The sequence below is a fragment of the Solidesulfovibrio alcoholivorans DSM 5433 genome (assembly GCF_000702665.1).
Taxonomy (GTDB): Bacteria; Desulfobacterota; Desulfovibrionia; order Desulfovibrionales; family Desulfovibrionaceae; genus Solidesulfovibrio; species Solidesulfovibrio alcoholivorans.
Genome location: NZ_JNJA01000004.1, coordinates 172,938 through 187,079, shown reverse-complemented (window position 1 = coordinate 187,079; position 14,142 = coordinate 172,938). Strand labels below are relative to the sequence as shown.

Genomic DNA, 14,142 nt, shown 5'->3' with positions numbered 1-14,142 from the left:
CTTGTGGCTGCCAGCCGGGGAAGCGTCAAGCCCCGAAATTGCCCGGATCGCACGCCGCAGGAAAGGTGAGGCGGAAGGTGCAGCCGCCGCCGGGGGTTTCGTCCACGACGATCTCGCCCCCGTAATCCTTGACGATGCCGTAGGTGATGGCGAGCCCGAGCCCCATCCCCTGCCCGGCTTGCTTTGTGGTGAAAAACGGCTCGAAGATCTTGTGCCGCTCGCTTTCGGGGATGCCGCAGCCGTTGTCGGACACGGTCGCCGTGACGCGGCCGTCCGCCATGCGCGTGGCGATGTCGATGCTGCGCAGCCCCTCGGGCGCGCCCTGCCGGGGCGATTGGATCAGGGCGTCGCGGGCGTTGACCACGAGGTTGAAAAAAACCTGTTCCAGCCGGTTGGCGTGGGCCTTGATCGGCGCAAGCGCCCCGAGGTCCAGGTTCACGGCGATGCCCTGGAGGGAGAGTTCATGGCCGATGATGGCGAAAACGCCCCGGATGGGATCGTTTATGTCCACATGTTCCAAGGTCGGCTGCGATTTGCGGCCGAAATCGCGCAAATGGGCGATGATCGCCGCGGCGCGGTCCACCTGTTCGCTGATTTGCGCGGTCACGGCGTCGAGGTCCCCGGCCGGGGGCTCGCGGCCGGATTCGCTGAGCAGGCGCAGGTAGTCGCTGCCCATCTTGATGGCGTTAAGCGGCTGGTTCAGTTCGTGGGCGATGCCGGCGGACATTTCGCCGAGCGTCTTCATCTTGCTCGCCTGGATGAGCTGGGCGTCCTTTTCCACGAGCTCCGTGACGTCGGTGGCCGAGACGATGACCGCGTCGCGGCCCCGGTAGGCGATGCGGCAGGCGTGGAGGTTGACGTAGAGCGGCGCGCCGTCCTTTTTCACGTGGCGCAGCTTGGGCAAAAGCACCCGCTCCGGGGCGTCGCGGTCGGTGAGATAGGCGGCGACGCCGCGCGCGCCGGCATCGGGCTCCAGGTCGGCGACGGGGCGACCGATCAATTCCTTGCGGGTATAGCCGTAGGCGTCCTCGGCCTGGGAGTTGGCGTCAAGGATGCACCCGTTCTCCGCGTCCACGACGAAGACCGGATCGGGGTTGCTGTCGAAAAGCGAACGGTATTTTTCCTCGGATTCCCGCAGCCGGCGGCGGTACAGCCGCATGCTCCAGATCATGTTCCCGAAGGACTCGGCGAGCTGGGCCACCTCGTCGCCGCCGCCGTCCTTGCGGTAGAAGCGGCACTCGCGGCAGGTCGGCGCGTTTTCCAGGCTGCCGGCCAGGGCCTCGTCGCAGCGGCTCTGGTCGAAGTGCCAGCACGGCAGGTCGGTGTTGGCGTAGGCCGGGCAATCCCGGGGCGCGGCGTCGCGCAGCCCGAGCAGGTTGGCCGGCTCTTCCAGGCTGCCGCGGCTGACGGCGTCGGCGGCCTTGGTCAGGCGGGTGATGGGCCGGGCCACGGCGTTGGACAGACGCAGGACGATGAGGAACATGACCACCGTGACCGCGGCGATAAACCCGAGGAACGTGGTGCGCAGCGTCCCGACGAGGGAATCGATGTGGCTTTTGGACAGGCCCACATGGACCGCGCCCAGGGTGTAGATGCCCTCGCGCACGGGCACGGCGATGTCGATGGCCTGCGCGCCCTCGAAATCGACGAGGCGGATACGTGATTCCGCGCCCTCGGGAATGCGGTTGACGCGAAGGAGTTCCTTGGGAAAGGGGCGCATGAAGGTGTTGGCCAGGATGCGGCCCTCGGTGTCCTCGATGAAGATGTAGGAAACGAGGATGCGGCGTTCGCCGAGCTGGGCGGCGTCGAAGACGAGGCTGACGAGGTTGGCCCTGTCCTTGTCGAGGATGAAGCCGCTGGCCCGCTCGGACAGGCTCTGGCCGATGGCCACGCCGCGCTGTTCGAGTTCCCTGTTGAGGCTCGTGACGAGAATCCAGCGCGCAAGCAGCGCGATGACGGCGCTGACCAGCAGCACCACGGCCATGGCGCCGCCGAACATCTTGAGCTTGAGGCTGACCCGCCGGTAGGCGAACATGGTGGCTACTCCCGCCCCTGCGCGGCCGGCGTGGCCGCAGGGGTGTCCGGCGCCGCAGCCGGTAGGGACGCCTCGCCCTGCCGCGCGGCCGCGGCTAGGCGCTCGCGCAGGCCGGTCCAGTCCGCAACGAGGGTGAACGCCCCCTTGTCGAGGAGCGTGAAATAGACGCGCTCGAGCCCCTGGTGGCGGTCCGGCGCGAAGCTCACCGGACTGGCGATGCCGACGGAAAAATTCCGGACGGATTCGATGGCGTCGAGAAAGCGCTCGCGCGTGAGGTCGCGCCCGGCCCGGCGCAGACCCTCGACCAGCACCTTGGCGTTGATAAACCCCTCGAGTCCCACCAGATTGGGCTTTTCCTCCGGAAAATAGCGGGCGAGCAGCCTGGCGTATTCCACCACCCCGGAGAGCAGGCCCTCGGTATCGGGCAGGCCCGGCGGCGGCACCACCTGGGACATGACGAGCGGCGTGTCGTCGCCGGGCCCCAGGATACGCGCGAGTTCGTCCGCCCCGACAAAGGAGACGGCATAGAAAAGGCCGGTGTAGCCCTTGCTTCGGGCGATGCGGATGGCCTTGGCGCAGGGCCCGGACGTGCCGATCATGACGATGGCCGTGGGGTCGGCCTCGAGGATGCGCGAGATGCCCTCCTCCACCTCCATGGTGCCCCGGATGTACGTGCCCCGGGCGACCGGCGCCAGGCCATGGGCTTTGAGCGCCATTTCCGTGCCGCGCAGGCCGTCGAAGCCGTAGGCGTCGTACTGGTAGAAGACGGCCACACGGTCGAGGTGCAAATCGCCTACCATGTGGTCCACGGCGGCGGCGGTCTCCTGGTAGTACGAGGGGCGGATGTTGACGATGACGCGCCGAAACGGCGTGCGCAGGGCGTCGGCCCCGGTGAAGCTGCCGACCAGCGGCGCGTTGGCCTCTTCCAGGAGCGGTATGATCTTGGCCGTGGTCGGCGTGCCCACGTAGCTGAACAGGCAAAAGACCCGGTCGTCCACGATCAGGCGCTGCGTGTTGGCCACGCAGCGCGGAGGATCGTAGCCGTCGTCCAGGGCGATCACCTTGATGCGCCGCCCGGCCACGCCGCCCGCGTCGTTGACGGCGTTGATATAAGACATCGCCCCGAAAAGCGTCTGCCGGCCCAGGTAGCTGGCATGGCCGGTCAGCGGCAGGGACGAACCCACCACGACGAGGTCGTCGCCCACACCCGGCGTGCTTGCGTCCATCTCCTCCGCGGTTGGCGACCGGGAGCAGGACGCAAGCGACGTCAGAAAAAGGACGGCCAGGAGGGAAACGAAAAATTGGCGCGGCATGCGTGCTGTCATGGCGGGGGCATACCAGATCGTTTGTTCCGGTCAACCGCGACCGGAGGCAACCGGCCGGTCCGGGAGGCCGTGGCAGCGGCCTCCCGAAACGGACGGAGGGGAACACGCGCCGGTCCGGGGCAGCGGAAACGGCCTCGTGCATCGTCCCGCAGCCCCGCCTTTGCGGGTCTGCGGGACAACAACGCCTTTGCGGGCGCTGCACCGCGCAGCGCCCGCAAAGGGCACAAGGGGCTAGCCGAAAGCGCGCAGCGGACGCAGGACCTTGGCGAACAAGGCCTTGCGCGTGAGCATCCGCGGCCCGGCGTCGCCGTACTGGACGTACTTGTAGTAGGCGGTCGGCGGCTGCGGACACAGGAAGATGCAGCGCACCGTCCCGGCGTCCACCAGCTCGGCTTTGGGATAGGCCGGCTTGAGCTTGGCCAGGCGCTCCTTGGCCAGGGTCAGCATCTCCTCGCGGTCGCCGAAGTTCATGGTGCCGGTCGGACAGGTCTTCACGCACGACGGCAGCATGCCGGCATGGACCCGGTCGTTGCACATGTCGCATTTGTACATGAGCTTCGTGGCCGGATCGACGCGCGGGATGTCGTAGGGACAGGCCTCGCGCACGGCTTCGGCATTGAGCCCCTTGGTCTTGTCGGTGAACACCACCGCGCCGGTCTCAGGGTCCTGGGCGATGGCGTCCGGGACCTCGGAATCGCCCACCATCTTGCAGGGCGCGTCCAGGCAGTGCCGGCACTGGTCCGGGAAGAACAGCCAATGGAACTTCCCGTCGATGGTGGTCTCGGTGAAGCGCACGACCTTGAGCGTCTGCCAGGACAGGTCGGGCGGGTTCTGGTGGGAGCCGGTATTCTCGGTCGGCTCCACGGGTTTGTTCTTCCACTGCTTGCAGGCCACCTGGCAACCGCGGCAGCCGGTGCAACGGGACAGGTCCACGAAGAAGGTCTTTCCGTTCATGGCATCGCTCCTTTACGCCTTCTTCACGTTGACCATGAAGGCCTTCGTTTCTGGAATGCCCGTGTTGGGATCGCCGACGGACGGGCACAGGATGTTGGCCGAATCGCCGCCCTGCTTGGGCCAGGTCCAGCCGTAGTGCCAGGGCACGCCGACCTGGTGAACGGTGTGGCCCATGACCGTGAAGGGCTTGATGCGCTCGGTGACGATGGCCTTGGCCCACAGCGAGCCGCGCGTGCTTTCGAGGATGACCTTTTCGCCGTTCCTGATGCCGCGCATCGCGGCGAGTTCGGGGCTCATCTCGCAGAACATCTGCGGTTCGGCCTCAAGCAGCCAGGGCGAGTTGCGGGTCATGACGCCCGTCTGCCAGTGCTCGGTGACGCGGTAGGTGGAGCAGATGAACGGATAGCGCGGATCGCAGGTCGCGTGCACCTCGGTCGGCCCCTCGAACTTGAGTGCCGTGGGGTTGTTGAGCTGCTTGGAGAAGGGATGTTCGCCCACGGGGCATTCGAGCGGCTCGTAGTACTCGGGGAACGGGCCGTCGTTGCGGCCCGGGCCGAAGAGCTGGCCCATGCCGTCGGTTTGCATGAGGAAGGGGTACTTGCCCTTCTGGGAGTCGGCCATGGGCGGCCAGGGGCCGTCGGGTACGTCGCCGATCCACTTGCCGTCCTTCCACTCGATGACGGCCTTTTGCGGCTGGTAGGGCTTGCCCTGCGGATCGACCGAGGCGCGGTTGTAGAGGATGCGCCGGTTGACAGGCCAGGCCCAGGTCCAGCCGGGATAGAGGCCGATGGCGGCCTGCATGGGCGTTTGCGTCTTGTCGCGACGGGCGGCCATGTTCTTGTCGGTGTAGGACCCGGAATAGATCCAGTTGCCCGAACAGGTGGAGCCGTCGGTCTGAAGCAGCGCGAAGCTCGGCACGGGATCGCCCGGCTTGAAGGTCTTGTCCGCGTCGCCGACTTTCAGGGTCTTCTCCTTGAGAAAGACGCCGTTGATGCGCTTGGCGACCTTGTGCGGGTCGAAGACGTGGTTCGTGGCCACGTCCCAGTTGAGGTTCTTGATGGGATCGGGGAAGGCGCCGCCTTCCTTGGCGTAGAGGGCGCGGATCTTCTCGAACAACTCGTAGATGATGTCGCCGTCGGGTTTGGTGTCGCCCGAGGGCTTCTGGGCGGCGTAGCGCCACTGCATCCAGCGGCCGGAGTTGGAGATGGAGCCCTCTTTTTCGAAGGATACGGCGCAAGGCAGGAAGAAGACCTCGGTCTTGATCTTCTTCGGGTCCATGCCCGGCCCCTTCCAGAAGGAACCGGTCTCGGTTTCGAAGATGTTGACCGTGACCATCCAGTCGAGCTTGCCCATGGCCTCGCGGGTCTTGTTGGCGTTGGCGGTGCTCGCGGCCGGGTTCTGGCCCCAGGCGAAAAAGCCCTTGAACGCTCCCTTGTGCATGGCGTCGAACATGGACAACCACGAGTAGTCCTTGCCCGGCTCGAGCTTGGGCAGGTAGGCGTAGCCCGTTTCCAGATCCTGCTCGGGATAGAGCGACTTGAGGAAACTCGCCATGTACTTTGGCCGGTTGCCCCACCAATTGGCGCTCTGGGGATCCTTGGTCATGGGCGTGGTTTTCTCGCCGTAGACCGCGAGGCTTTCCAAGGCCGCCGTCGGCATGGGAAGATAGCCGGGCAGGATGTGGAAGAGCAGCGCCTGGTCCGTGGAGCCCTGGACGTTGGCCTCGCCGCGCAGGGCGTTGATGCCGCCGCCGGCCACGCCGATGTTGCCGAGGAGCAGCTGCACGATGGACATGGCCCGGATGTTCTGCACGCCCACGGTGTGCTGGGTCTGGCCCATGGCATAGAGCATGGTGCCGGATTTTTCCGGTTTGCCCGTGGCCGCGAAGGTCTGGTAGACGAGCTGAAGGTCGGCCTCGGGCGTGCCGCTGATCTCCGAGACCGCCTTGATGTTGTAGCGGTCGTAGTGCTTGCGCATGAGCTGGAACACACAGCGGGGATCGCGCAGGGTCGGGTCTTTCTTGATCAACCCGTTCTCGTCCTTGACGAACGCCCAGGCCGACTTGTCATAGGCGCGCTTGGCGCTGTCGTAGCCGGAGAACAGGCCGTCCTTGAAGTCGAACTTGTCGCCAACGATAAACGAGGCGTTGGTGTAATTGACGACGTAATCCTTGAAGTACAGGTTGTTGGCCAGGATATAGCGGATGAACCCGCCGAAGAAGGCGATGTCCGATCCCGAGCGCAACCGGGTGAAGATATCGGCATGGGCCGAAGTGCGCGTATAGCGCGGATCGACGTGGATGATCTTCGCGCCCTTGTCCTTGGCCCGAAGCGCCCACTTGAACGAGATGGGATGGTTCTCGGCGGCGTTGCTGCCGATGATAAGAATGCAATCCGAGTTGGCGAGATCGATCCAGTGGTTCGTCATCGCCCCGCGTCCGAACGACTCTGCCAGAGCCGCTACAGTGGCGCTGTGTCAGATACGGGCCTGGTGCTCGATGTATGTCAGCCCCATGGCCCGGAGCATGGCCTGGTAGATCCAGCATTCCTCGTTGTCCATGGCCGCGGAGCCGACGGAAGCCAGCCCTTCGCAACGGTTGACCGTGCGGCCCTTGGCGTCCTTGGCCGTGAAGCTCGCGTCACGCACGTCCTTGACCTTGCGCGCGATGCGGTCCAGGGCCCAATCCCAGCTTTTTTCTTCCCAGTTCTCGGCGTACGGCGCGCGGTAGAGCACCTTGTAGATGCGGCGGTCGTTTTTCCCGAGCTGGTAGTGGGACGCGCCCTTGGGGCACAGGGAACCTTCGCTGATCGGATGGTCCGGATCGCCCTCGATGTTGACGACCTTGCCTTCGCCGTTCTTGTCCGTGCTGGCGATCAGCCCGCAGCCCACGGAGCAGTAGCAACACACCGAGGTGCTCTGTTTCGTGAACTTGAGCTTGTCCGCCTGCGCCACCGCCTGGGCCTGGGCCTGCCCCAGGTCGAAGCCCAGCCCGCCGAACGCGGCCACGGCCGTGGTCGCGCCCGCGATCTTGAGGAACTCGCGCCGGTTCCATTCCATAACTCGTCTCCTTCGCCGCCAGGCGTGCCGTTTCCCCTCCCGTCGGGAGAGCTTGCCGCTTTCTTATGCTAAATTTAGCATAAGTTAAAAATAACATAGACTTCCGTAATAAGAGTCACTTATTAACTAGAAAACAGGAGAGTCACGGTCAAAGAAAAAAGAATTACGCAAGTTCTGGCACGAAAGTGCAGACATTGGCGAGCAAAATCGGCAAGATATCATTATCGCGGGAGTTGAAGCGAAACTCGAGTTCCTTGAGATAGAGCGGAAATTTGCGGGCCGTGACACCGTGGAAGCGCACGAGCCGGTCGCGGGCGTAGGCCCAGAAGCCCTCCTGGCGCGGCGCGACGGCCGGCATGCGCCCGGCCACCTCGACGAAACGGCGTGTGAGCACCTCGGCCCCGCAGGTCACGAGCGTCTGGTAGCGCTGGTAACGGTCGGAAAAGACGATGGCCCCCAGGCGCGACAGCGGCAGGGAGAAGTGCAGGTTGAAGTGCAGGATGTCCTCGGGCGTCATGTCCGGCAGGTAGTCCACGAAGGCCATGTCGCCGCGCTCCAGGATGCCGAAGACCGGCACCTGGGCCAGCGGCGCGTCGGCGGAGACGGGGCGCAGGGTCTTGCCGGAAAAGCCGAGCTCGCGGCCGAGCGGTCCGCGCAGGATGGCCAAGCCGTCGAAGCTCGCGGCCAGGATGGCCAACCGCACGAGGCTGGCGGCCTTGTAGGCGGTGTTGTAGGCGACGCCGAGGGTCGCGGCCATGGCGTTGGCCGTTTCCTCGGCGGCGAAGAGCTCGAGCAGGCGCAGCCACTGCCGGGGCGTGAGCCCGGCCAGCCCGGCGAAACGGCCGGTCAGAGCGTGGAAGGTGTAGCGGCACGCGGCGCAGCGCATGCGCCCTTCGGCCAGGGCATAGGCCTTTACCGCGCCGCAGCGCGGACACGTCGTGCGCCCGCCGGGCCAGCACTGGCGTTCGATGACCTTCCTTGCGCCCGCGTCCGTCTTGGCGTGGCGGCGGATGTCCAGGGCCATCGCGGCGACGCGCTCAGCCGCCGATGGCCGACATCTCCCGGGCTTCGGGGGTCGCGCCGGGGTTGAGGACCTCGTACCCGAGCGGCTTGTCGCGAAGGGCCAGGGCGATCACCCGCCGCACCATGGGCAGTCCCAGCTTGGGGTTGCGCAGCAGGGGCCGCAACTTGAATTCGCGTTCGGAAAACAGGCACGTGCGCAGCTTGCCGTCGGCCGTGATGCGCAGCCTGTTGCAGGAAGCGCAGAAATGGTCGCTTAAGGGCGAGATGACGCCGAAGCGGCCAAGTCCGCCCGCGATGCGGTGCATCTTGGCCGGCCCGCCCGTTTCGTGGGGGTTGGTCTCGAGGGTGAGCTCCGCCGCGCCCCGCGCCAGTTCCAGGACGTCCTGGGCGGAAATGTAGTTTTCCGGCTTCCAGAGGTTGCCGTCGCCCACGGGCATGAATTCGATAAAGCGCACGTCCAGGGGAAATTGCATGGCCAAGCGCACGAAATCGGCGACCTCGTCGGTGTTGATGCCGCGCAGGGCCACGGCATTGATCTTGACGCGAAGCCCGGCCGCAAGGCTCTCGTCGATGGCCCGGCGCACGGCGTCCAGGCGGTCATTGCCCGTGATGCGGGCGTATTTCTCGCGGTCGAGGGTATCGCAGGAGATGTTGACGGCCGAAACGCCGAGCGCGGCCAGGGTCGCGGGCTTGCCCGCCAGCATGGTCGCGTTGGTGGTCAGGCGCAGGTCGAGTTCCGGGTAGCGGCCCATGAGGGACTCGATGAAGACCATGATGTCGCGCCGGGCGAAGGGTTCCCCTCCGGTCAGGCGCACCTTGGCGATGCCGAGGTCGCGCGCGAGCGACACGAGGTCGAGCATCTCCTCGTAGCGCAAAATATCCGGGTGCGGAATGAACGGCACCTTGTCCTTGGGCCGGCAGTACATGCAATTGAGGTTGCAACGGTCGGTGACGGAAAGGCGCAGGTAGCTGACTTCCCTGCCCCGCCCGTCGCGTAGGCGTTTGTGCGTCGTTGTCATGACCCGGTCTCCATGTCCCGGGCCAGCAGCAGGTCCGGGGGCGCATTGACGTTGAAAAAGGCCCGCGCCGTATCCCGGTCGGCCTTGTCGTAATCGATGTGGCACCGCAACGATTCCGGAAAAATCGCGGAAAGCCGCCGCTGGCCCCGGGCGAGGCTCTCGCGCAAAAGCGGCGCGCCTTCGGGGTCGTAGATCGCGACCAGGGACTCCACGTAGCCCGTGTCCGCGATGCGGTAGGTGGTCATGCGCGCCCCGGCCGGACGATTCCGCCAGGCCGCGACCAGCCGCGCCAGGGTCGCCTCGTCCAGAAACGGCAGGTCGCAGGACACCACCAGGCACGATCGGCCCGTTGCCTCGAGTACGGTGAGCACGCCGCCGGCAGGCCCCTGCCCGGACAGGACGTCGGGCAGCCAGGGCGCGTGGATGCCGAAGACGGCCGGGTCGCGGCCCGAGACGCACAACTCGCCGGTGACATTTTGCACGACCGAAGCCACGCGCGCGAGCATGGGCTGGCCGAAAAACGAGAGCCAGGCCTTGTCCCGGCCCATGCGACTCGACTTGCCGCCGGCGAGGATCACGCCGAGCGGCGTCTGCGGCGCGGCGTTCACGCCGCCACCCTGCCGGCGGCGTCGGTGAAGACCGTGAAACGCGCTTCGGCGTCGCGGGCGAATCCGACCAGGGTGACGCCCGCGGCCACGGCCGCGTCATAGGCCGCGCCAGTCACGGCCGAGCGGCTGACCACCATGCGAAACCCCGCGCGCAAGGCCTTTTCCATCATCGAGGCCGTGACCCGGCAGGACAGGAAAAGAAGCTGCCCGGCAAGGCTGACGCCCTGGCGCACGCCGTAGCCGGCAAGGCGGTCCAGGCAGTTGTGGCGGCCGATGTCCTCGGCCCGGGTGAGGAATTCGCCGCGTCCCGCGTCAAAAAGCGCGGCGCGGTGGAAGCAGCCCGTGCCGTCCCAGAGCCCGGGCGCGGCAATAAACCGCGTCACGAGCCTCAGGAGATCCGGCGCGGCCACGGGCGGCGGCAAAGCCGGGTCGGCGGCCGGGCGCGGGTCCGGCACGGCGTCGAGGTCGAACGTCAGGCTCTCGGCCCGGCGTACGACCGGCACGAGGCCCTGCGGCAGCATGTCCAGGGCGGCATGGCCCAGGGCGAGGCCCTCGGGGTCGATGGGCGCGGCGAAAAGCTCCCGCTCCCCGTAGCCGGCAAGGCGCAGCCGGACGCGGATCTCCACTGCCACGTCGTCCGAAAACGGCCGCATGACGCCGTTCTTGAAACGCCGGCAGGCGATTTCCCGGGTCAGCGGCGCCTCCACGTCAAAACCCCCAGGCCGAGAGCACCGGCCGCGTGAACCCCTGGTTGCGTGCGGCGAGGTCGAGCGGCAGCGATTCCAGGTCGTCGAGGACCGGGATGCTCGGCCGGTCCAGCTCCCGAAAGTCCGTGGTCTTGATGTAGTTGTTGCAGCGCAGGCAGACATGCACGGCGTACCCGGGCTCGTCCGGGGCGGTGAAGACCTCGAGCATCTTGTGCTCCTCCTCGCCGCAGTAGGGGCACATGAGCCGCTTGGCCCGATATTCCAGCTGGCAAAACGAGCAGGTCAAATGCCTGGCCCCGACCTTGCCGACCAGGCGCGCCATGAGCGGCGGGCTGCCGCAGACCGGGCACTGGCCGAAACTCCAGGTGCGGTTTTCGGGGAAATGGACGTAGACGGCCTCGGCCACGGCAGCCAGACGCGGCGTCAGCGCCGCCTGGACGAGGAAGGACAGCAGGCGCGGGGCGCTTGGCGTCTTCTCGCCATAGGCGGCGAAAAAGGCATCGTCGCCGGCCGTAAAACGGGAAAAGGCCTTGGGCAGATCCAGGGCGCCGGCCTCCCGGTCGGCGCGGATCACGGCCATGGCTTCGGCCAGGTGGGGTTCGCTCGCCCCGACCAGGCGCGTGAGATCGTCGAAAAACGCCGCCGCCCGGGCCATATCCAGGGGAAAAGCGTCGCGGGGGAGCAGGGGCGCGCCGCGCAGCACCCGCTCGACGTCCTCCAGGTCCACGGCGTCGATCGTCACGGTCTCCTGCGCCCGCGCTTCGAGTTGCGCCCGGGCGGCGGCGGCGACGAGGACCAGCATGGGCGCGGGCAGCACGGTTTTCTTCGTGATGTCCGCGAGTTTTTTTTCCAGCAGCCGGCTTGCGGCGGCGTGATCGAAGGGCATGTATTCTCCTTGGCGCCCCGGCCGGGGAACAAGGCGTCGCCGGGGTCACGGTGACATTATGGTGACGGGGCAGGGAATGGCAAGAGGGCGAAGCCGGGGCACCCCGGCCATGCGGCTCCCCTGCCGGCATTCCCGCGCCGCCGCGCGCGCCGGCAAATCGTGACGCGCGCATTGCCAGGGTTTTCCGCGCGCGTTATCCTAAAGGCACACGATGCTCCCGACGCGGCCGCGTCGCGCCGATACGGTTTCCTTCAAGCGATGCATGGGCCGCCTGACGGCTCCGGGATTCTCTCGCGTCCACCCCGTTCTTCCCGTCCGGGCTTTCGACAAGGAGAACCGCCATGACCGCCGAAACCGTATTCCGCTGTCCGGCGTGCGGCATCGCCTTCAACGCCGCCGACCTCGAGGGCAAAACCCGCTGTCCGGTGTGTGATCTCCCTTTCGGGGCAAACCACTCCCACGAACACGCCAAGGGTCCCCTGCGCGGCATCTTCACCGCCCGGGCGTTCGTGGACCCGGCGACCGGGCGCGTGATCCGTTTCGGCTACGCCTGGTTGTGGACGCTCCTGTTCGGCCCCTTGTATTTCGCCTGGCGGGGAGCCTGGTTCCATGCCGCGCTCTGCCTCGCGGCGGCCGTGGCCACGCTCGGGCTGTCCTGGCTCGTCTATCCGTTCCTGGCCGCGCGGCTGTTGCGCCGGCATTACCTGTGCCGGGGCTACGACCCGGTCTGAGAGGGACGCGCCGCGCCGCGCGTGTCGCGAAATTCACGGCGCAGGCGAAAGACCGCCAGGGCGAACACCGCGCCGAGCGTATCCGCGAGCATGTCCTTCTGGGCGTCCCAGACGTCGCCCTGGCTGCCCAGAAATTCCACGCCCGCCTCGCCGCCCTCGAGGACGGCGTAGCCCCACTCGATGATTTCGTAGGCGCAGGCCACGGCCATGATGGTGGTCAGCCCGAACAACAAGGCCACGGTCGGATGGGCCAGGCGTTTTCGCGTCAGCAGCTCGGCCAGGGGATAGGCGTAAAAGCCCACGGAAAAATGGGCGACGCGGTCGAAATGATTGCGCGAGAAGCCGAACAGGTCCGTGACGAAACCGAAGGGGACGTTGGCGAAGGTGTAGTGGCCGCCGATGGCGTGCAGGAAAAGCCAGACGGCCATCATGGCGTAGGCCGTGTCGCTGTAGCGGAAGCGGTGATATGTGACGACCAGCAGCGCGAACATGGCCATGACCGGGATGTTTTCCGCCCACCAGACCTCCCGCGACGCCGGGTGGACGGCGAGCAGGGTGAAAAAGAGCGTGAAAACCGCCGCAAGGACGATCGGGAAGCGGCTTTGAGCGCGTTGTCGCATCATGTCTCTGCCCTCCGGCTCGCGGGACGCGCCAACGTCGCCGCCGCCCGTTTACCGTGGGATCGTAGCGTTTTTCCCAGACAGCGTCATGGGGCTTTTCCGGGGCTGTCATGCAGGAAGCCGGGGCACGGCTCCTTCGCATGGGCGAGCAAGGCCGAACAGGAAAACCCGATAGGGCGCGTACGGATAGGGGCTGGTGGGGGGAGCAGTGGGACAAACCAGCTGAAATCAAAAAGACAGCGGGTTGCAGCGCCTTTCTGGCCAACTGCGACCCGCTGATATTATGCTGGTACCGGGAGCGAGACTCGAACTCGCAAGACCTTGCGGCCGGTGGATTTTGAGTCCACTGCGTCTACCAATTCCGCCATCCCGGCTCGAATTAAGAAATATAGCCGAACCCGCGCAAGCCTGTCAAATCTTTTCCCTCTTGTGCCCCCCGTCCGGAACTGGTAGCCCTCCCCTGCCCTCGCCGGCAAGGAGCATCCCCATGATCCCCATCGGTCCCCTGGTCAACGGCGCGGCCATCGTCGCCGGCGGCCTCCTCGGCCTCGCCCTGCACGGCCGCTTCCCCGACCGCGTGCGCGCCACCATGTTCCACGCCCTGGGCCTGTCCATCCTGCTCATCGGCCTCAAAATGGCCCTGACCGGCAACGCCCCCCTGCTCGTGGTCATCAGCATGCTCGCCGGTGCCGTGGCCGGCGAACTCCTCGACATCGAACGCCTCATGGCCCGTGCCGGCGACGCCGTCAAAGCCCGCCTGCGCTCGGATAACGCGCTTTTCACCGACGGCCTCGTCAGCGCCTCGGTCATCTTCTGCACCGGCACCATGGCCATTCTGGGTTCCTTCGACGAAGCCCTCAAAAGCGATTACACGCTCCTTTTCGCCAAGGCTGCCCTGGACGGCTCCGTGGCGCTCATCCTGGCCACCACCCACGGAGCCGGCGTCCTGCTCTCGAGCCTGCCCGTGGCCCTCTACGAAGGCCTGCTCGTTTATCTCGGCGCGGCCGCCCAGGGCTCTTGCACCCCGGACCGCCTGACCCAGCTCACGGCGGTCGGCGGCCTGCTCATCGTGGCCATAGGTCTCAACATGCTGGGGCTGCTCAAGATCCGCGTCGCCAACCTGCTGCCGGCCATGGTCGTGGCCGTGCTGCTCGCGCCCTATTTCACCTGACGCCGT

General features: G+C 66.5%; 12 protein-coding genes and 1 tRNA gene. 2 read left to right on the top strand and 11 right to left on the bottom strand.

All coding sequences use genetic code 11. From position 1 onward, the window contains the following. Window positions 1–25 precede the first annotated feature (25 nt). The 9 genes from Q368_RS0109285 to Q368_RS0109240 all read right to left on the bottom strand — a co-directional run bounded on the left by Q368_RS0109285 (window position 26) and on the right by Q368_RS0109240 (window position 11,614). The gene (locus Q368_RS0109285; protein WP_029458791.1) at window positions 26–2,035 is read right to left on the bottom strand and encodes an ATP-binding protein; all 2,010 of its coding nucleotides are present in this window, start codon (window positions 2,033–2,035) and stop codon (window positions 26–28) included. A 5-nt stretch (window positions 2,036–2,040) separates the two neighbouring features. Next, window positions 2,041–3,360, bottom strand: coding sequence for an ABC transporter substrate-binding protein (locus tag Q368_RS0109280; protein WP_052360090.1), 1,320 nt, complete (start codon window positions 3,358–3,360; stop codon window positions 2,041–2,043). 231 nt (window positions 3,361–3,591) lie between these two features. Continuing rightward, window positions 3,592–4,314: a 4Fe-4S dicluster domain-containing protein gene (locus Q368_RS0109275; protein ID WP_029458789.1), complete on the bottom strand. Its 723-nt coding sequence runs from the start codon at window positions 4,312–4,314 to the stop codon at window positions 3,592–3,594. A 12-nt stretch (window positions 4,315–4,326) separates the two neighbouring features. After that, window positions 4,327–7,371: a formate dehydrogenase-N subunit alpha gene (gene fdnG, locus Q368_RS0109270; protein ID WP_156955675.1), complete on the bottom strand. Its 3,045-nt coding sequence runs from the start codon at window positions 7,369–7,371 to the stop codon at window positions 4,327–4,329. A 163-nt stretch (window positions 7,372–7,534) separates the two neighbouring features. After that, window positions 7,535–8,395 (bottom strand): transposase, encoded by an 861-nt coding sequence (locus Q368_RS0109260; RefSeq protein ID WP_029458786.1) that lies wholly within the window; start codon window positions 8,393–8,395, stop codon window positions 7,535–7,537. A gap of 13 nt (window positions 8,396–8,408) precedes the next feature. Beyond that, the gene (gene moaA, locus Q368_RS0109255) at window positions 8,409–9,413 is read right to left on the bottom strand and encodes a GTP 3',8-cyclase MoaA (protein WP_029458785.1); all 1,005 of its coding nucleotides are present in this window, start codon (window positions 9,411–9,413) and stop codon (window positions 8,409–8,411) included. Then, on the bottom strand, window positions 9,410–10,021 hold the full coding sequence (mobA, locus tag Q368_RS0109250; protein WP_029458784.1) for a molybdenum cofactor guanylyltransferase: 612 nt from the start codon (window positions 10,019–10,021) through the stop codon (window positions 9,410–9,412). The genes moaA and mobA overlap by 4 nt, the downstream gene beginning before the upstream one ends. Further along, complete coding sequence (locus Q368_RS0109245; protein ID WP_029458783.1) at window positions 10,018–10,728, bottom strand: formate dehydrogenase accessory sulfurtransferase FdhD; 711 nt, start codon at window positions 10,726–10,728, stop codon at window positions 10,018–10,020. Before Q368_RS0109245 ends, mobA begins: the two co-directional genes overlap by 4 nt. 1 nt (window position 10,729) lies before the next feature. After that, the gene (locus Q368_RS0109240; protein WP_029458782.1) at window positions 10,730–11,614 is read right to left on the bottom strand and encodes a formate dehydrogenase accessory protein FdhE; all 885 of its coding nucleotides are present in this window, start codon (window positions 11,612–11,614) and stop codon (window positions 10,730–10,732) included. Between the two features lie 341 nt (window positions 11,615–11,955). Here Q368_RS0109240 and Q368_RS23070 point away from each other — a divergent pair, with 341 nt between their 5' ends. Beyond that, complete coding sequence (locus Q368_RS23070) at window positions 11,956–12,345, top strand: hypothetical protein (protein WP_043785484.1); 390 nt, start codon at window positions 11,956–11,958, stop codon at window positions 12,343–12,345. On the opposite strand, the gene Q368_RS0109230 is transcribed toward Q368_RS23070, so the two are convergent. Together Q368_RS0109230 and Q368_RS0109225 are read right to left on the bottom strand one after the other, a co-directional pair. Continuing rightward, window positions 12,330–12,965, bottom strand: coding sequence for a DUF2238 domain-containing protein (locus Q368_RS0109230; protein ID WP_084158734.1), 636 nt, complete (start codon window positions 12,963–12,965; stop codon window positions 12,330–12,332). The genes Q368_RS23070 and Q368_RS0109230 overlap by 16 nt on opposite strands. Before the next feature lie 287 nt (window positions 12,966–13,252). Next, window positions 13,253–13,339: transfer RNA gene (locus Q368_RS0109225), tRNA-Leu, on the bottom strand. Between the two features lie 113 nt (window positions 13,340–13,452). Between Q368_RS0109225 and Q368_RS0109220 the strand changes: the two genes are divergently transcribed. After that, a complete protein-coding gene (locus tag Q368_RS0109220; RefSeq protein ID WP_029458780.1) occupies window positions 13,453–14,136 on the top strand; it encodes a DUF554 domain-containing protein in 684 nt (227 codons plus the stop codon). Window positions 14,137–14,142: the final 6 nt, after the last annotated feature.